Origin of the sequence: Micromonospora sp. NBRC 110038 (assembly GCF_020884815.1) — a bacterium.
Classification (GTDB): Bacteria; Actinomycetota; Actinomycetes; order Mycobacteriales; family Micromonosporaceae; genus Micromonospora; species Micromonospora haikouensis.
The window spans coordinates 256266-273709 of the sequence record NZ_BBOL01000009.1 but is presented as its reverse complement, the minus strand read 5'-3'; the positions used below and the strand labels follow the sequence as shown (position 1 = coordinate 273709).

Sequence of the window (17444 nt, the reverse complement as noted above, 5' to 3'; positions counted from 1 at the left end):
GTGGCATCGGGGAGTCGCCATGGTGGCGGGAACCCCGAGGCGCACCACGAGAGGGCCACATCGTGACACGCACCAAAGTCCGACGACTCCGCCGCGCGGTACTGCCGGCGCTCGCAGCCGTCACCGCCACCGGCACCGCCGTAGCTGTGCTGATCTTCAGCGGCACCGGCGCGAGCGCCGCGGAAGCGCCGGTCAACCTGGGAACGGCCGCGAACTTCTCCGTGCTGGCCGGCTCCACGGTGACCAACACCGGGCCGAGCTTCCTGGCACAGAGCCTCGGCGTCCATCCCGGCAACACCGCGCCAGGCTTCCCACCGGGCGTCGTGGCCGGCGAGATCCACCTCGGCGACGCCGTCGCCCTCCAGGCCAAGAACGACCTCACCACCGCCTACAACGACGCCGCCGGCCGGACCCCGTTCACCATCCTCCCCGCGGAACTCGGCGGCACCACGCTCACGCCCGGGGTGTACCGGATCGGTGCCGCGCAACTGACCGGCACCCTGACGCTCAACACCCAGGGCGACCCGGCCGCCGTGTTCATCTTCCAGATCGAGTCCACGCTCATCACCGCCTCCGACAGCAGCGTGGTGTTCATCAACGGCGCCTCACCCTGCAACGTCTACTGGCAGGTGGGCAGTTCCGCGACGCTCGGGACAGGCACGCAGTTCGTGGGCAACATCCTGGCCCAGGCTTCGATCACCATGAACACCGGTGCCACTCTCCAGGGGCGTGCCCTGGCCCAGACCGGCGCCGTCACCCTCGACACCAACACCATCACGCAGCCCGTCTGCCTCGGGCCGACGGGCAGCCCGACCGGGCAGCCCACCGGCACCCCGACCGGCCAGCCCACCGGCACCCCGACCGGCCAGCCCACCGGCACCCCGACCGGCCAACCGACGGGCAGCCCGACCGGCACACCCACCGGGACCCCGACCGGCCAACCGACAGGCAGCCCGACCGGATACCCCACCCGCAGCCGCACAGCGCTGCCGGTGACCGGGGGTAACGACGGCACCGCGTCGTTGCCCCTCCTGACGGGCATCGGCGGAATCGCGCTCACCACCGGCGTGGCCCTGTTGGTCCTCTACCGACGGAGGACATCCGAGTCCTGACGGGAAGGCCCCGGCGGCCGGTGACCGGCCGCCGGGGCACCACTGCTGCGTACGCGCGGCGGTGAGCAGGGGGCCCAGCTGCGCCGACGGCGTTGCTCGGGGCCCCTTCCCGCTACTCGGGCCGGACGAACTCGTGCCGGACGAGGTGGACGACGGCCGATTCCCCCACCGCCATGGGTTCGCCCGAACAGCGCAGGGTACCTGCCACAGCACCGACCGATTCCGCAACCGGTAAGGGGCAGCGACATGACCAACCCGCAGAGCGTGACCGACCAGGACGTCGTGGACGTACTCGTCGCCGACCACCGCGCGGTGGAGGCGATCTTCGTGGAGTTGGAGGGCCGGCAGGGCACCCCGGAGCACCGCCGGCAGCTCGCCGACGTGGTGATCGCCGAACTGGTCCGCCACTCGGTCGCCGAGGAGCAGTACGTCTACCCGGCCGCCCGCAAGGCGCTGCCCGACGGCGACCAGCTCGCCGAGCACGAGATCGCCGAGCACGCCGAGGCCGAGCGGACCATGAAGGAGCTGGAGTCGGTCGACCCGTCGGAGGCCCGGTTCGAGCCGCTGCTGGGTCACCTGGCCAAGACGATCCGCCACCACGTGCAGGAGGAGGAGGCGGAGCTGTTCCCCCGGCTGCGCGCCGCGATGGCCCGGGAGGAACTGGTGGAGCTGGCCGGCAAGGTGCAGGCGGCGAAGAGGTCGGCGCCGACCCGGCCGCACCCGGCCGCGCCGGACCACCCGCCGGCGAACCGGCTGCTCGCCCCTGGCACCGGCCTGGTGGACCGGCTACGGGACGCCCTCAGCGGCCGGCCCACCTCCATGGAGGAGCTGCGCGACAAGCAGCTCTGAACTGTTGCGGTGACGCACCGCCGACACCGGTTCGGGGTCGGTGTCGACGGTGGTCACCGGTCAGGGCTCGGGGGCGATCCGCCGGCGACTGTCCGCCTCGGAGACGAGGATCGCCTCCATCGGGCAGGAGTCGGCCGCGTCGAGGACCGCCTGCGCCGGGGCCACCCGCTCGGCCAGCGGGCGGGACAACCCGTCCACCAGGCCGAAGTGCTTGGGTGCCGTCCCGGCGCAGATGCCCGAGCCGATGCACCGGGTCGGGTCCACGTGCAGCCGCCACCCCGGGCCGGACTGCCCTTCCTCCATGCTCACCTGATCCTCCCCCTCACCAGGCCACCGGCATCGCGGTGAGGCCGCGTACCAGCAGGCCGCTCTTCCAGATCAGCTCCGGCTCGGGCACCGCCAGGCGCAGCCCCGGGGTGCGGTCGAGCAGCGTGTCCAGCACCACCTGGAGCTCCATCCGGGCGAGCTGGGCACCGACGCAGTGGTGCACCCCGTGCCCGAAGCCCAGGTGCGGGTTGACCTCCCGGCCCAGGTCGAGCCGGTCGGCGTCGGCGAAGACCGTCTCGTCCCGGTTGGCCGACGGGATCGACACGACCACCGGCTCGCCCGCGCGCACGAGCACGCCGCCGATCTCGACGTCCTCCTTCGCGTAGCGGGCGAAGGCGGCGGTCGCGCCGAGCGGGACGAAGCGCATCAGCTCCTCGACCGCGCGGGGGACCAACGTCCGGTCGGCCCGCAGGCGGGCCCACTCGTCGGGGTGCTGCAGCAGGACGTACACGAAGTTGGGGATCTGCGTGACGGTGGTCTCGTGGCCGGCGGCGAGCAGCCCCGCCGCGAGCTGGACCACCTCCTCCGCGCTGAGCCGGTCGTCGGCGTCGCGGGCCCGGACCATCGCGCCGATCAGGTCGTCGGTGGGTTCGTCGCGCCGCCGCGCGATCAGCTCGCCCATGTACGCGAACAGGTTGTCGATGTACTGCTGGATCTGCTCCTGGCTCAGCGAGGTGGTCGAGACGATCGCCTCCGACCAGGTGTGGAACTTGTCCTGGTCGGTGACCGGCACACCGAGCAGGTCGCAGATGACCCGGATCGGCAACGGGGTGGCCACGTGCTCCACCAGGTCGGCCGGCGGGCCGGCGGCGAGCAGATTGTCGACCAGCTCGTCGGCGATCTGCCGGGTGCGGGGCCGCAGCTCCTCGACCCGGCGCGCGGTGAACGCGCGGGCCACGAGCCGGCGCAGGCGGGTGTGGTCGGGCGGGTCCATGGACAGGATGCCGCCCTGGATCTGCCGCGCGGTGTTGCGCGGCTCGTCGCGCCCCACGGCGGCGGCCCGGCTGAACCGGGCGTCGCCGAGCACGGTACGCACGTCGGCGTGCCGGGTGGCCAGCCACGCCGGCTCGCCGTACGGCAGGCGGACCCGGATCAGCGGCTCGTCCCGGCGCAACCGGGCGTAGCGCGGATCGAGGTTGAGCCGGTCGGGATCGCCGAACGGGTAGCGCTGGATCGTCGCCTCGGATGTGTCGGTCACCGGATGACTCCCTCTCGTCCGCAGCCCCGCCGTCGGGCCGCCCGGTCCGCCGGGGCGACCCACCTGGAGTCATGCCCCGAATACGGATCGTAGCGAGAGAGTTCGATGATCGGCCAGTGAGCGGGACCGGATTTCCGGCCCGGGTCGCCTTGACGAGAATCCCCCTGGCCCGCCCCGGCGCGGCGGCTGCTCCGACACGACGGTCCCGGGGCGCCTCGGCGTGGCGGCCCGGGACCGGAGACGGGTCGGGGTCAGCGCGGCGAGGTGTCGCCCTCGCCGGTGCGCCGCTGGGCCATGTCGACACCCTTGTCGATCTGCTTGTCGTACTTGCCGCCGCTGCGCTGGTCGGCCATGTCGCCGGTCTTCTCGATGCCCTGGTCGACCTGCTTGTCGTGCTTGTCGGCGAAGTCCTTGGCCTTGTCCATGAAGTCACCCACGCGCTTCCCCTCCTCTGCTGGATCCCTCGCTGGATCCCTCCGCTGATTCCCTGACGGAAGCGTTCCCTGAGGGGAGCGTTCCCTGCCCCCACCCGCACAAACCGCCGCCGGATCGGCCGCGCCCGCCGACCTTGGACAGTTCGCGTTCCGTCCCAGCGACAACCGTCCAAGATTGGTACGAGGTGGGGCGGGTGTCGGGGAGGTGGCGTTCGGGTACGGGGAACTCGCCGAGAAGTGGGAGGGTGACGTGGTCGACGACGGTGCCGGGGATACGACGGACGACGGGCAGCGCGCCCGGCGGGTCGCGGTCGACGCGAGCGGCGCGGGGTCGCGCCAGGCGTGGGCCGGGCTGCCGTGGCTGGTCCGCTCTGCCGTGCTGTGGAGCGCCTGCCTGGTGGTGGTCGTCGCCGGGCTGTACCTGGTCGGGAAGATCGCCGTACTGCTGGCCCCGCTGGCGATCGCGCTGGCCGCGACGCTCTTCCTCACCGCCCTGCTCGACCCGGTGCTGCTCCTGCTGCGCCGGCTCCGGCTGCCGGCGGCGCTGGCCGCCCTGCTCACCGTGCTGTTCCTGCTCGGCATCCTGGTCGGCGTCGGGGTGCTGGTGTGGAACCTGACCGCCAGCCAGTTCAGCGAGCTGAGCCAGGAGCTGGACCAGGGCCTCCAGCGGACCCGGGACTTCGTCACCTCCACCCTCCCGGTGACCGACGACCAGCTCGACAAGCTGATCCGGCAGACCCGGGACGGGCTGGGCGGCGGCGCCCCCGACCCGGTCGGCGGGGCGCGGACGGCCGCCGAGGTCGCCGGTTCCGTGCTGCTCTCCCTGGTGCTGCTCTTCTTCCTGCTCAAGGACGGCCGGCCCATGTGGCACTGGGTGCTGCGCCGCACGGCCGGCCCCAACCGGGACGTCGCCGCCGAGGCCGGCCGGGTGGGCTGGCGGACCCTCGGCGCGTACAGCCGGGGGACGATGATCATCGCGGCGATCGACGCGCTCGGGATCGGCCTGGCCCTGGTGCTGCTGCGGGTGCCGCTCGCCCTGCCGCTGGCCCTGATCACCTTCCTCGGCGGGTTCGTCCCCATCATCGGGGCCACCGTGGCCGGGGCGGTGGCGGTGCTGGTGGCGCTCGCCGCGAAGGGGCCGACCGTCGCGCTGCTCACGCTGGCCGCCGTGATCGCCGTACAGCAGATCGAGGGCAACCTGCTGGAGCCGCTGGTGATGAAGCGGCAGGTCCAGCTGCATCCGGCGGTGGTCCTGGTGGCGGTGACGGCCGGCACGCTGATCGCCGGCATCGCCGGGGCGTTCGTCTCGGTGCCGATCACGGCGGTCGTGTACCGGGTGATCGACACCGTGCAGCGGCACCGGCAGGCCGCCACCGGACGGCCGCCCGCGCCCGCCTGAGACCGATGGCCCGTCAGGTGGGCGGGCGCAGGTGGGTGGCGAACCAGTCGGCCGCCGCGTCGGCGACCTGCTCCAGCGCGCCCGGCTCCTCGAACAGGTGGGTCGCGCCGGGCACCACCCGCAGCTCGCCGACGTCGCCCAGCTCCGCCACCGCCTGCTCGTTGAGCGTGATCACCTGCTCGTCCAGCCCGCCCACCAGCAGCAGTGTCGGGGCGGCCACCCGGGGCAGGGCGGCGCCGGCCAGATCCGGTCGGCCGCCCCGGGAGACCACGGCCCGCACCCGCTCGGGGCGGGCCGCCGCGGCGACCAGCGCGGCGGCGGCACCGGTGCTCGCGCCGAACAGGCCCACCGGCAACCGGGCCAGCGTCGGCTCGACGGCCATCCAGTCGACGATCGCGGCCAGCCGGTCGGCGAGCAGCCCGATGTCGAACCGGAGTTCGGCCGTACGGGCGTCGACCCGGTCCTCCTCCGGCGTGAGCAGGTCCACCAGCACCGTGCCGAGCGCCCGCCCGTTCAGCACCCCCGCCACGGCCGTGTTGCGGGGGCTGTGTCGGGAGCTGCCGCTGCCGTGCGCGAAGAGCACGACCCCCGTGGCCCCGGCCGGGACCAGGACGTCGGCCGGCAGCCCGGCGTCACCCGCCGGGATCGTCACCTCGCCACCCCGGGTCGTCGTGCCCACCTGTCCCCGTGCCGCCATCGCACATCCTCCCCACGGCTTCCGCCTCGTCCGGCGGCGCTTACCCGCCCTGGCGGCCGGGATTCGCCGTTGCCTTGACATCGGCGGCAAGGTCTAGCGTTGCGGTCGGCGGCGGGCGAAGGAGGTCGGATGCTGATCGGTGAGCTGGCGGAACGCGCCGGCACGAGCACCCGGACCCTGCGGTACTACGAGTCGCAGGGGCTGGTCCGGCCCCGACGCTCCGCCAACGGCTACCGCGTCTACGACGAGGCGGAGCTGCGCGTCGTACACGAGATCCGGGCCCTGCTCGCGGTGGGCTTCGGCCTGGACGACATCCGGCCGTTCGTGGCCTGCCTCCGGGCCGGGCACGCCTCCGGGGACGTCTGCCCGGACTCGGTGGCCGTGCTGCGCCGCAAGCTGGCCGAGGTGGACGCCTACCTCGACCGGCTCGGCGCGGTGCGGCGACAGCTGCACGACCAACTCGCCCAGGCCATCGCGTACCGGGAGGAAACATGCCTCAGGAAACGGGAACCACCCCGCTGACCGCCGTCACCGACGCCTCGTTCGCCGCGACGGTGCTCGCCGCCGACCGGCCGGTGGTCGTCGACTTCTGGGCCGAGTGGTGCCCGCCGTGCGTGGCGGTCTCCCGGAGCCTCGCCGAGTTGGCCGTGGAGTTCGGCGACCGGCTGCGCATCGTCACGCTCAACACCGACGAGAACCCGGCGACGACCCGGGCGTACCAGGTGATGTCGATGCCGACCCTGCTGGTGTTCCGCGACGGGGAGGTGGTCGGCTCCACCGTCGGGGCCCGCCCCAAGAGCAACCTGCGGCTGAGCTTCGCCCGGCACCTGGAGCCCTGGCGGCCCTGACCCGGCTCGCCGCCGCTGCGGTTTGCCGCCGGGCCGGGCGGGAAGGCCCGGGGTGACCGCAGCACCGGCGCAGCCGCGCCCCGACGGATCGCGAGGATCGTCATGGCCCGACGACAGGACAGGTCCAAGCAGCAGACCGCCGAGCGGGACGAACAGCGGGAACGAGACGCCGAGCGCAGCCGGGACTGGGCGGACGAGGCGGCGCAGGCCCGCACCGCCGACGACCCGAGGGCCGTCGCCCCGCACGACGCGGCCGGTCGGCCGTCCCAGGGACGGCCGCTCTGAGCGTCCCGTGCCGGGTGGACGGGTGCCGGCCCGCCGTGGGCAACTAGCCTGCGGGTTCTGTCCGGGTTGTCGGGACGGCACCCGGGCCGGCCTTTCTGCCCTTCGAGACGAGGCTGATATGAAAGACGCTCTCTGAGGACACGAGGTCGACGACGAACCGGGGAAGCTCCCGCGTCGCGAAGACGTCGTGGGAGTAGTCCTGCGCGTTGAGCCAGGTCGACACCGTCGCCTTCTCCTCCCCGCGTAGGGCAGGGGCGAGACAGGAGTCCACCATTGCCCGGATCAGCCGCCGGTCCTTGGTGTGTTGTTGGTCACCGACGGTGCAGAAGAGAGTAGCGACCTCGGTCCCGTCCCCGTCCGGGCTGCCGAGGACCCCGAAGCGGGCACGGTAGGCGGTCCCTGGCAGCTTCGCCGTGGTGTCGTACCCTTTGGCGAAGGCCTTCGGCGGGGTGCCCCACCGTTTCGCCCAGTCTGCGGCGACGGCCTCGACCTTCACCCCAGGGATGGCCGGCAGCGGTCCGGCGGACTGCTGCCCGGAGTCCCCGGTCGTCTCGGGACGTGCTGCGGCTGGGGCGCTCGAGGGCAAGGGCGAGCCAGGGGTGACACCGGACACCTCGACTGCCGGCTCCGTCCTCGCCGCCCGGAACCACCACGTGCCGAGCCCGAGCGCGGCGATGACCAACACGATCAGCACGACGAGCAGGGGTCCTCCGGCCCGCCTCGGTCGTGGCGTGCGTGGTCTGAGTTCGGCCCCGAACTGCTCCGTCATGCGCATCCCCCGTTCGTCGCACCGCAGCCAGCAGGGGCTGAGGCGGAGCCACGCTAACACTGCGAGATCGGCGCCTCTGACGGCAAGTTCACGATGCGGTGGGGCGTCCCCGCAGGTGGCGACACGGCCCCGTACGCCGAGGTCGACCTGCACCAGATCGGAGCCGGATACAAGGGGCACATCTGGTACACGTACGTGGACAAGGGCAACAGCAAGCGCCGGATCGTCGGGTCTTGGACCCCGAATCTCGACCTGGCCCCAGGCGAGCGGGCCCGGTACGACATCGTCGCCCACGTGCCCAGCCACGGTGCCGACTACGACAACGCCGAGTACCTGATCACCAGGGGCGCGGTCCTCCCGCAGGCGGCCTGTTCGATCAACCTCGCCAACGAGGCGGGCTGGGCGATCGGGGGGATACCCAACCCGAACCCCCTCGACCTCGGCGACGACAAGTGGGTGTACCTGGGCTCGTACGAACTGGGCCGAGGCGCCCAGGTGCAGCTCAACAACGCCGGCTCCGCAACCACAAGCGGCTTCGACGCGGTCGCATTCGACAGCATGGCCTTCGTTCCGATCGGCTCCAACGCGGGCCACTCGTGCGGTGAGGACTACTGAGCCGTCGAGGAGCCTGATGCCGCCTCTCGTCGGCGGCACGCAGCAACGGTCAAGGGGTCGGAGGTCGCTTACGACTTCTCCGACCCCTTGGCCCACGGCCGTCACCCCGGCCCCGGGGACCGTGGCGCAGCCTCGAACACCACGACCGTTTCGGCGCCGATCCGGGCGCGGAGCTTCAGCCGAGCTGCTCTGGGAGGCGGAGCAGCGGGGCCCGGCCGGGCGGCTGCTCCGGTTCGGTGGCCGGCGGCGTGAACGGCGGCACCGGCACGGTGACCGGCTCCGCGTAGGTCACCCGCACCTTCTCGCCGTGGTGCCGCAGTTCCACCACGTCGTCGGCGCGGCCGTGGCGCAGCGCGTACGTCGTCTGGTGCGCCCGGACGTCGACCCGCAGCCGCAGCCCTCGCCACTGCAACGAGAACTCCAGCCGGTCGAGCCGGCTCGGCAGCCGGGGCGCGAACGCGAGCATCCCGTCGTGGTCGCGCAGCCCGCCGAACCCGGCGACCAGGGCGATCCACGCCCCGGCGAGGGACGCCATGTGCACCCCGTCGCGGGTGTTCTCGTTGAGGTCGTGCAGGTCCATCAGCGCGGCCTCGCGCAGGTACCGGTGGGCCAGCTCCAGGTAGCCCACCTCGGCGGCGATCACCGCCTGCGTGCAGGCCGACAGCGACGAGTCCCGCACGGTGCGCCGCTCACAGTAGAGGAAGTTGCGCCGCTTCTCCTCCTCGGTGAACGCGTCCCCCCGCCAGTGCATGGCCAGCACCAGGTCGGCCTGCTTGATGACCTGCTTGCGGTACAGGTCGAAGTACGGGTAGTGCAGCAGCAGCGGGTACTTCTCGGTCGGCGTGTGCTCGAAGTCCCACTCCTGGAGCCGGGTGAACCCCTCCACCTGCTCGTGCACCTCGACGCCCTCGTCGTACGGGACGCACATCGCGTTCGCCGCGTCCCGCCAGGCCGCCGCCTCCTCCTCGGTGACCCCCAGGCCGATCGCCTGGTCCCGGAAGCGCATCGCGCACTGGGCGGCGGTGAGCAGGTTCCGCTGCGCCATCAGGTTGGTGTAGACGTTGTCGTTCTTCACGGCCGTGTACTCGTCGGGGCCGGTCACGCCGTCGATGTGGAATCGGCCGTGCCGGTCGTGGTGGCCGAGGGAACGCCACAGCCGGGCCGTCTCGACCAGCAGCTCCAGGCCGATCTCCCGTTCCAGCCCCTCGTCGCCGGTGACCAGCACGTACCGGCGCAGCGCGTCGGCGATGTCGGCGGCGATGTGGAACGCCGCCGTCCCCGCCGGCCAGTACGCCGACGACTCCGGCCCCTCGATCGTGCGCCACGGGAAGGCCGCCCCCGCCAGGTTCAGGGTGCGGGCCCGCTCCTGCGCCTGGGCGAGGGTGGAGTACCGCCAGTACAGGGCGTCGCGCACCGCCCCCGGCTGGGTGTAGGTGAGCACCGGCAGCACGAACATCTCGGTGTCCCAGAACGCGTGCCCGTCGTACCCCGGGCCGGTGAGGCCCTTCGCGGAGATCGGCCGGCGTTCGGCCCGCGCCCCGGACTGGAGCACGTGGAACAGCCCGAACCGCACCGCCTGCTGCACCTCCGGGTCGCCCTCGACCCGGACGTCGGCGACGTCCCAGAACTCGTCGAGGTATTCCCGCTGCTCCCGGCGCAGCCCGTCCCAGCCGTCGAGGCGGGCCCCCGTGAGGGCCGCGCCGACCTGGTCGCGCAGCGCCGGCAGCGACCGGCGGCTCGACCAGCCGTACGCCAGGTACTTGACCACCCGCAACTTCTCGCCGGGCTTCAGCACGCAGCCGACGGTGGTGCGGACCCAGTCCTCGTACCCCTCGGTGGTGACGGTGGTGTGCTCCGGGGCGTGCACGTCGTGGTCCATGGCGGCGGCCACCCGCAGCCCGCTGACCTTCGTGCGGTGGATGAGCAGCCCGCCGTCGTTGGTGGTCAGTTCCTCCTCGGCCTGCAACGGCGACTCCAGCACCGCCGCCACCCGGGGGTCGCGGCTCTGCGCGGGGAGGTTCTCGTTCGCCACCAGCTCGGACTGGAGGATCAGCCGCAGCGGCCCGTCGACCGCCTCCACCTCGTAGTTGATGCAGGCGACCGAGCGCTGGGTGAACGACACCAGCCGCGTGCTGCGCACCTTGACCTCGCGCCCGGCCGGGGTGCGCCAGTGCAGCTCCCGGTGCAGGGTGCCGGCGCGCAGGTCGAGGATCCGCTCGTGGGCGAGGAGTTCGCCGTACCGGACGTCGAGGGGCTCGTCGTCGACGAGCAGCCGGATCAGCTTGCCGTTGGTGACGTTGACGATGGTCTGGCCGGACTCGGGGAAGCCGAACCCGGCCTCCGCGTACGGCAGGGGGCGCAGCTCGTAGAAGCTGTTCAGGTACGTGCCGGGCAGGCCGTGCGGCTCGCCCTCGTCGAGGTTGCCGCGCAGGCCGATGTGCCCGTTGGAGAGCGCGAAGACCGACTCGGACTGCGCCAGGACGTCCATGTCGAGCCGGGTCTCCCGGATGTGCCAGGGCTCCACCGGATAGGCGCGTTCCCGGATCATGCGACGGGTCTCCTGTCCACGAGGTCGGCGAGGTCGGTCACCACGACGTCCGCCCCGTGCGCGCGCAGCTCGTCGGCCTGGCCCACCCGGTCGACGCCCACGACGTACCCGAATCCGCCGGCCCGGCCGGCGGCAACCCCGGCGAGGGCGTCCTCGAAGACGGCGGCCTGCGCGGGGTCGACGCCGAGCAGCTTCGCGCCGGCCAGGAACGTGTCGGGGTGCGGCTTGCCGCGCAGCCCCTGCTCGCGGGCGACCACCCCGTCGACCCGGGCCTGCAGCAGCGACTCCAGCCCGGCGGCGGCGACGACGTCGCGGCAGTTGGCGCTGGCGGAGACGACGGCGCGGCGCAGGCCGGCGTCGGCTGCCGCCCGCAGGTACGTCACGGAGCCCGGATAGACCTCGACCCCGTCGGTGTGGATGCGCTTGAGCAGGACGGCGTTCTTCCGGTTGCCGACGCCGTGGACGGTGTCCGCGTCGGGCGGGTCGTCGGGCGAGCCCTCCGGCAGGACGATGCCCCGGGAGGCGAGGAACGACCGCACCCCGTCGGCGCGGGGCTTGCCGTCGACGTACCGGTTGTAGTCGGGGCCGGGGTCGAACGGCCGGTACGGCTCGCCGGTGGCCGCCGCGCGGCGCTGGAGGAACGCGTCGAACGTCTCGGTCCACGCGGCGTTGTGCACCCGGGCGGTCTGCGTCAGCACACCGTCCAGGTCGAAGAGACACGCGGTCACGTGAGCAGGCAGGCCCAGCACGGTACGAATCTATCCACCCCCGGAATCCCCCAAACCCGTTTGGGGAGAAGGAGGGGCCCGCACGGGGATCAGCGGTGGGGGCGCAGGGTCCAGACGACCGTCATCGCCGAGGTCGGGGTGCCGTCCTCGGTGGCGATCTCGACGTCGACCGGGAACTCGGGCCGCCGGCCGGCCTCCAGCTCCGCGACCACCTCGGGCGCCGGCCGACCGAGCCGCGCGGTGGCCAGCACCGGACCCATCGCCACCTTCCCGTACGCGATCTCGGCCCGCACCGCCAGCGGCACCGCCCGGTCGAGGAGCTGCCCGAACGCGGCGAGCACCACCGCGCCGGAGGCGGTCTCGCCGAGGGCGAACATCGCCCCGGCGTGCGGGCCGCCGACGTGGTTGTGGGTGGCCGGCGAGTCGGGCAGCCGGACCACGGCGCGCACGCCGCCGTCGGCCTCGGGGGCCACCTCGACGAATTCGACGCCGAGCGTGCGGGCGAACGGCACCGCCTCCAGCATGCCGGCGGCGACCTGGCGCGAGTCGATGGTCATGCCCGCACGTTACTCCGCAGTAACTTGCGGCTCAAGCGTCGGCTGCGGAGGCCGGCGGGTGGAAGTGTTCGGTTCCCGACCCGACGCTGTCGGATGCTGGCGCGGCGGCGGCACGATGGGGAGCGTGATCGATGCACAGCAGCGCGCCGCAGCCCTCGTCGTCGACGCCGCGCGCCGCGCGGTGACCGGCTATGCCCCGGAGGAGCTGGAGGTGTTCGACGGGGTGGCCGCCGGCTGGCGGGAGCAGGCCGCGAGGGGGGCTCGGCAGCAGGAGGCCCCGGGCAGCGCGGTCGGCTTCGGCATCGACACCACGCTCGTCAGCGAGCTGTTCCTCCAGGCCATGTCCGCCGCCGTGACCGAGGTGCTCGTGCTCGGCGTGACGGGGGTCGGCGCGGGGCTCCGGGCCAGGTGGCTGCGACACCGCGGCCGGGACGCGACGACGGCCGAGTCGACGGAAGCGCTCGCACCGACGGAAGCGCTCGCACCGAACTCGGCTGGCGAATCCGCGAAGGTCGCCAGCGAACCGGAGGGACCGGCCACCGGATCGGCGGGACCCGCAGCCGGCACCGGCCCGACGGCAGCGAAGGCACCGGAGGCCGGCACCGGGCCGGCCGACGGGCTCGGGTTGACCGGCCCCCAGGTGGCCGCACTCCAACAGGCGTGCCGCCGGCACGCGCTCGCGCTGGGCCTGCCGGCGGACGCGGCCGATCTGCTGGCCGACGCCCTGGTGGGCGCGCTGGCCGCACCGGGCGACCGGTGACCCGGCCAGCCGGCACACCCGAGGCGGGCCGCGACGAGCCCCCGCCACCCCAGGACCGCGACGAGCCCTCGCCACTCCATGACCGTGACACGACGACGACGCCCGGCCACGACGGCGACGGCGGCACGCCGTACCGGCTGGGCTGGCTGTACCTGCTCGTCGTCGCGGCGCTGGTCGCCATCGGGATCAGGGCGGGTGACCTGCTCTTCCTCGCCAACCGGGCGTGGAGCCTGCCCTGGGCAGCCGCCTTCGCCGAGTGCGAGCTGGCATACGGGGCGACCGCCGCGAATCCCATCCCGCCCGGGTTCACCGACTGCATGGCCGGTCCGGCCCGAGAACGTGGGTTGGTCATGCTCGGGGCGGTGGGCGTGGTGCTGGCCGGCGCGGCCCTGTTGCTGCTGCTGGTGCCGGCGGTCGACCAGTGGCGGCTGCGCCGGCACCGGGGCCGGTTCGCCGTGCCGGGGGCGGCCGACCGGTTCGACGCGCTCTGCGACGACAACGGGCTGACCGGCCGCAACCGGCCACGCCTGCTCATCGCCGGCCCGCCGGTCCGGCAGGCGTTCACCATCGGGGTCGTCGGCCGGCGGCCGCTCGTCGTGCTCCCGGCGGGGGTGGCCGTGGCGTACCGCGACCCGGCCCGGTTCGACCCGGTCGTGCAGCACGAGCTCGCCCACGTACGGGCCCGCGACGTGACCTGGGCGGCTGCCGTACGAGGACTCGTCTGGTTGCCCGTGCCCGCGGTCGCCGCCGGCATCCTCGTGGAGATTGCCTCCAACCAGCAGACCTCCCCCCTCTCGCAGACCACCAGCAGATGGCTGGGTGGCTCGCTGCTCACGGTCCTGCTCCTGGCGGGCCTGGTCACGCTGCTGGCGGCCAGCCTGCTCCGGATGCGTGAGCGGGAGGCGGACCGGCACGCGGCCCGGGCCGGCCAGGCGGACGCGTTGGCCGCGCTGCTGCGCGACGCCGCCGCCCGGACGGCGCCGGCCGGCAACCGGTTGGCCGTCGCGCTGCGCAGCCCGTTCGCCCGCCACCCCCGGCCGCTGGACCGGGTCCGGTCGCTGCGGCAGCCGGACGGACGCGACGGCGACCTGGCGCAGGGGCTGGCCGTCGGCGCGGTGACGGTCATGGCGATGGCCGCCGCCGCGAACCTCACTTGGGCGCTGCACTACGCGGCGCAGGGCTGGCTGCCGACGGCCGCCGCCGCCTGGGTCGGTGCCGCGCTGCTCGTCGGCGGGCTCCTGCCGTCGCTGCTCTGCCGCGCGGAGTCGGCCCGGCGGACCGGAGTGCCGGCCACGTGGTGGCGGCCGGTCGCGGGCACGGCGACCGGCCTTTCCGTGGCCGCGTTCGGCACGGCGATGCCGTCCCTGCCCGGTGCGGATGGGCTGTTCCTGGCCCCGGGGACGGCGGACGGCCTGCTCTTCGCCGCCGCTACCGCAGCGCTGGGCGCGGGCGCGGTCGGCCTCTGCGTGGCCCTCGCGACCGTGCTGGCCGGGACCAGGCCCTCGACAGGCCCGGCACGGGCTGCGGGACGGCTCGCCGGGCACCTCGTGGCGATCGCCGCCACGGCCGTCCTGCTGTGGCCGCTGCACATACTCGCTACGGTGTTGCACACGGACCTCCCGGAAGCGTTCCGGGCCTGGCTGGTCTACTCGCTGCCGAAGGCCGCCTGGCCAGCGGCGCTCGCGCTGCCGGCGCTGATCGCGGTGCGGTCGCTCGCCACCGGGCCAGGCGCACTGCGCCGGGCACTCGGCTCGGTCGAGGCGAGGACCGCCGCGCTCGCCGCGCTCGTCGGCGGCACCGCCGCGATCCTGCGTACCCAAATCGATCCACCCGCGACCATCGACGAGGCGCTCCGCGCGGCGCAGGCCCGGTGGCTGCTCTGCGCCCTGACCGGCTGGGTCGTCCTGCTCGCGACCGCGACGAGGCCGGGCCCGCGGGCCCTCGCCCGTGGGCTGCTCGCCGCCGGGTCCGCGACGGTCCTGGCCGGCTTCCTCCAGTACGCGCACTCGGCCGTGACCGGGCGCTCGGCCGACGTCCTGGCCCTGCGGCTCGCTGTCGGGACGCCCCTGGTCTGGCTGCTGTTCCTGACGGCGCTCACGTCGGCCGTCCTGCTGCTGCGCCCGGCCCGCACCGCGCTGCCCGACGGCACCCCAGCCCACGCCGCGCCCCGCGACAGCACCCCGGCCCGCACCGCGCCGCCCGGCCGTGTCCCGCAGTCGCCCGACCGCCCAGCGCTGCCGGGCCGGCTGGTCCTGCCGGCGACCGGGCTGGTCATCGTCCTGTTGGCCGGGGTCGTCCTCGGCCCGGGAGTGCCCGGCAGCTACGCGCCGGTGCCGCTGCCCGCCGCCCTCCCGTCGGCTCCGCCGGACGGCACCGGCGCCGCCGCAGCGCCGGCCGGTTCGCCCGGACCCGGCGCGGACGGGACGATCCCCGCCGCTCCGACGACGACCACGGATCCGGCGCGCACGGGGCCACCGACCATCGGCAGCTCCGCCGACGCCGGTCGCCTGCTCACCGGCACCGAGGCCCGGAAGGTCGCGCGGGCGGTCCGGGCGGCACTGCCCAGGTCCTGGGTCGCCGAGGAGGCCGGGCCGGGCACCGAGTCCCGGATCGAACCGGCCGCCTGCCGCCCGCTGGCCCGGGACGCCTACCTTGACGGGCTGAAGCCCGGCGAGCGGGCAGCCGCCGAGGCGCGCTACTCCACGCCGCCGGGCCAGGTCGGCATTGCCTCGACCACGGCGAAGGTGACCGTCGCCTCGTATGCCGAGCCGGTGCCCGCCTCCGTGTTCGCCGCCGCAGAGGCCGACCGCGCCGCGTGCCGGCGGTTCACCGGCAGCAACGACGACGGCCCGCCCGTGCGGTTCGCGGTGCGCGCCCGGCCGGCGCCAGCGGCCGGCGAGCAGTCCTGGCGCGTCGACTACGGGCTATCGGTCGGCAGCGGCGTCAACGAGATCACCGGCAGCAGCGCGTTCGTCATGGTCCGGGTGGGCCACAACCTCGTCACGCTCACCGTGACCTCGGTGTTGCGGCCCCTGGACGAACGGCTCGTCGCCGACGCGCTGACCGCCGTCGTGCGCGCCCTCGACCGGCGCTGACCCGACCGCCCCTGACGGGTGGCGGCATCTCGGCGGCGCGCGTGCCTCAGCGGTGCTTCGCGTGGGCGACGAACGCCGCCCAGCTCGCCGGGGCGAACACCAGCACCGGGCCCCGCCGGTCCTTGCTGTCGCGCACCGCGACCGCCCCCGGCAGGTCGTCGGCCACCTCCACGCAGTTGCCCTGGTTGCCGCTGCTGCGGGAGCTCTTGCGCCAGGTCGCGCCGGTCAGGTCCATGCCTCTGCCGCCTCCATGATCGCCGTGAGCGTGGCACCGTGCGGCAGCGCCTCCGCCCGCACGGACTCCCACCCCTGCCGCAGCGAGTGTATGTCCACTGTGCGCTCCACGATGGTGCCCTGCAACTGGTTGTCCAGGTAACCGACGTCGTTCGCCTCGGGCAGGGTGGCGAGCACGAACGCGCCGTTGAGCCCCGGGTACGCGCCGGTCCCGCGCGGCACCAGGTGCAGGTGCACCCGGGGGCGGCGGCCCATCTCGACCAGGTGCCGCAACTGCTCGCGCATCACGGCGGGCCCGCCGACGGGGCGTTCCAGCACGGTGTGGTCGAGCACGGCCACGAGCTGCGGCGGGGCGGGCCGGTCGAGCACCGCCTGCCGGGCCAGTCGCGCGGCGAGGGGCGGTTCGATCGCCTCGCCGACGAGCTGGGCCGCGCCCTCGTAGAGCGCGCGGGCGTACCCCTCGGTCTGGAGCAGGCCCGGCACGACCAGCGGCTCGAAGCTGCGCAGCGTGGTGGCCTCCTGCTCGATGGTCACCCACTCGCGGAACCACGGCATCAGGCTCTCCCGCACCAGCGTGTCCCGGATCCGCACCAGCAGCCCCTCGCCGCCCAGCGTGTCGTCGCACCGCTGGGTGAACTCCTCCCGGGGCGGGCGGCGGCACTGCTCGACCGCCGCGACCAGCGACGCCGAGTAGTTGACCCGCTCGCCGAGGGCCTCCTGCGACAGGCCCGCGCCCGTCCGCAGGCGGCGCAGCTCGCCGGCGAACAGCTCCAACATGGGGATCCGATGGCTCATCTGCACACCTCTGCACACACGCCCCGGCCGATCCGGACGGCCGGGCTGGTGGGAGCGGAAAGACTTCTGAGAGTAGTACGACGATCAGCAGACTGTCACACAGCGGGGCCGCCGCCGCTTCCGCCCCCGGGAACGCGGCGCGACCGCACGGGCCCGCCCCGCCATTCCCCCGGCGGGGCGGGCCCCTCCCGGCG

At 74.0% G+C, this 17444-nt stretch carries 19 protein-coding genes; 9 read left to right on the top strand and 10 right to left on the bottom strand.

The annotated features are described in order from the left end of the window. The first annotated feature begins 62 nt into the window (after positions 1-62). Together LPU61_RS26790 and LPU61_RS26785 are read left to right on the top strand one after the other, a co-directional pair. Positions 63-1112 (top strand): ice-binding family protein, encoded by a 1050-nt coding sequence (locus tag LPU61_RS26790; protein WP_229406522.1) that lies wholly within the window; start codon positions 63-65, stop codon positions 1110-1112. Between the two features lie 246 nt (positions 1113-1358). Then, positions 1359-1961, top strand: a complete 603-nt coding sequence (locus LPU61_RS26785) for a hemerythrin domain-containing protein (RefSeq protein ID WP_229406521.1) — start codon at positions 1359-1361, stop codon at positions 1959-1961. 60 nt (positions 1962-2021) lie between these two features. Here the strand turns inward: LPU61_RS26785 and LPU61_RS26780 are convergent, their stop codons facing one another. From LPU61_RS26780 to LPU61_RS26770, 3 genes are all read right to left on the bottom strand, one after another. Beyond that, a complete protein-coding gene (locus LPU61_RS26780) occupies positions 2022-2264 on the bottom strand; it encodes a ferredoxin (RefSeq protein ID WP_043961591.1) in 243 nt (80 codons plus the stop codon). A 19-nt stretch (positions 2265-2283) separates the two neighbouring features. After that, entirely contained in the window at positions 2284-3486 is a 1203-nt protein-coding gene (locus tag LPU61_RS26775) for a cytochrome P450 (protein ID WP_043961590.1), read from the bottom strand. A gap of 251 nt (positions 3487-3737) precedes the next feature. Continuing rightward, positions 3738-3923 (bottom strand): antitoxin, encoded by a 186-nt coding sequence (locus LPU61_RS26770; protein WP_043961589.1) that lies wholly within the window; start codon positions 3921-3923, stop codon positions 3738-3740. Positions 3924-4125: 202 nt separating this feature from the next. Here LPU61_RS26770 and LPU61_RS26765 point away from each other — a divergent pair, with 202 nt between their 5' ends. Next, on the top strand, positions 4126-5319 hold the full coding sequence (locus tag LPU61_RS26765; protein ID WP_229406520.1) for an AI-2E family transporter: 1194 nt from the start codon (positions 4126-4128) through the stop codon (positions 5317-5319). A gap of 13 nt (positions 5320-5332) precedes the next feature. Here the strand turns inward: LPU61_RS26765 and LPU61_RS26760 are convergent, their stop codons facing one another. Then, on the bottom strand, positions 5333-6016 hold the full coding sequence (locus LPU61_RS26760) for a dienelactone hydrolase family protein (protein WP_229406519.1): 684 nt from the start codon (positions 6014-6016) through the stop codon (positions 5333-5335). Positions 6017-6145: 129 nt separating this feature from the next. Between LPU61_RS26760 and LPU61_RS26755 the strand changes: the two genes are divergently transcribed. The 3 genes from LPU61_RS26755 to LPU61_RS26745 all read left to right on the top strand — a co-directional run bounded on the left by LPU61_RS26755 (position 6146) and on the right by LPU61_RS26745 (position 7149). After that, positions 6146-6538: a MerR family transcriptional regulator gene (locus LPU61_RS26755; RefSeq protein WP_043961587.1), complete on the top strand. Its 393-nt coding sequence runs from the start codon at positions 6146-6148 to the stop codon at positions 6536-6538. After that, positions 6508-6864 (top strand): thioredoxin, encoded by a 357-nt coding sequence (gene trxA, locus LPU61_RS26750; protein ID WP_043961586.1) that lies wholly within the window; start codon positions 6508-6510, stop codon positions 6862-6864. Before LPU61_RS26755 ends, trxA begins: the two co-directional genes overlap by 31 nt. Positions 6865-6966: 102 nt before the next feature. Then, a complete protein-coding gene (locus LPU61_RS26745) occupies positions 6967-7149 on the top strand; it encodes a hypothetical protein (protein WP_229406518.1) in 183 nt (60 codons plus the stop codon). Positions 7150-7192: 43 nt separating this feature from the next. Here LPU61_RS26745 and LPU61_RS26740 read toward each other — a convergent pair whose 3' ends face one another. Beyond that, positions 7193-7918, bottom strand: a complete 726-nt coding sequence (locus LPU61_RS26740; RefSeq protein ID WP_229406517.1) for a hypothetical protein — start codon at positions 7916-7918, stop codon at positions 7193-7195. A gap of 93 nt (positions 7919-8011) precedes the next feature. Here LPU61_RS26740 and LPU61_RS26735 point away from each other — a divergent pair, with 93 nt between their 5' ends. After that, complete coding sequence (locus tag LPU61_RS26735) at positions 8012-8533, top strand: hypothetical protein (protein WP_229406516.1); 522 nt, start codon at positions 8012-8014, stop codon at positions 8531-8533. 175 nt (positions 8534-8708) lie between these two features. Here the strand turns inward: LPU61_RS26735 and LPU61_RS26730 are convergent, their stop codons facing one another. The 3 genes from LPU61_RS26730 to LPU61_RS26720 form a co-directional block, all read right to left on the bottom strand. Beyond that, positions 8709-11081 carry a glycoside hydrolase family 65 protein gene (locus tag LPU61_RS26730; protein WP_043961584.1) on the bottom strand — a complete coding sequence of 791 codons (2373 nt, stop codon included), beginning with the start codon at positions 11079-11081 and terminating at the stop codon, positions 8709-8711. Further along, positions 11078-11830 carry a beta-phosphoglucomutase family hydrolase gene (locus tag LPU61_RS26725; RefSeq protein ID WP_229406515.1) on the bottom strand — a complete coding sequence of 251 codons (753 nt, stop codon included), beginning with the start codon at positions 11828-11830 and terminating at the stop codon, positions 11078-11080. Before LPU61_RS26725 ends, LPU61_RS26730 begins: the two co-directional genes overlap by 4 nt. 68 nt (positions 11831-11898) lie before the next feature. Further along, positions 11899-12366, bottom strand: coding sequence for a DUF4442 domain-containing protein (locus LPU61_RS26720; protein WP_043961582.1), 468 nt, complete (start codon positions 12364-12366; stop codon positions 11899-11901). A 124-nt stretch (positions 12367-12490) separates the two neighbouring features. Here LPU61_RS26720 and LPU61_RS26715 point away from each other — a divergent pair, with 124 nt between their 5' ends. Continuing rightward, a complete protein-coding gene (locus LPU61_RS26715) occupies positions 12491-13126 on the top strand; it encodes a hypothetical protein (protein WP_043961581.1) in 636 nt (211 codons plus the stop codon). Next, positions 13123-16221 (top strand): M48 family metalloprotease, encoded by a 3099-nt coding sequence (locus LPU61_RS26710; RefSeq protein ID WP_229406514.1) that lies wholly within the window; start codon positions 13123-13125, stop codon positions 16219-16221. The genes LPU61_RS26715 and LPU61_RS26710 overlap by 4 nt, the downstream gene beginning before the upstream one ends. A gap of 46 nt (positions 16222-16267) precedes the next feature. Here the strand turns inward: LPU61_RS26710 and LPU61_RS26705 are convergent, their stop codons facing one another. Together LPU61_RS26705 and LPU61_RS26700 are read right to left on the bottom strand one after the other, a co-directional pair. Beyond that, positions 16268-16456: a DUF397 domain-containing protein gene (locus LPU61_RS26705; protein ID WP_229406513.1), complete on the bottom strand. Its 189-nt coding sequence runs from the start codon at positions 16454-16456 to the stop codon at positions 16268-16270. Continuing rightward, the gene (locus LPU61_RS26700) at positions 16447-17250 is read right to left on the bottom strand and encodes a helix-turn-helix transcriptional regulator (protein WP_229406512.1); all 804 of its coding nucleotides are present in this window, start codon (positions 17248-17250) and stop codon (positions 16447-16449) included. The genes LPU61_RS26705 and LPU61_RS26700 overlap by 10 nt, the downstream gene beginning before the upstream one ends. Positions 17251-17444: the final 194 nt, after the last annotated feature.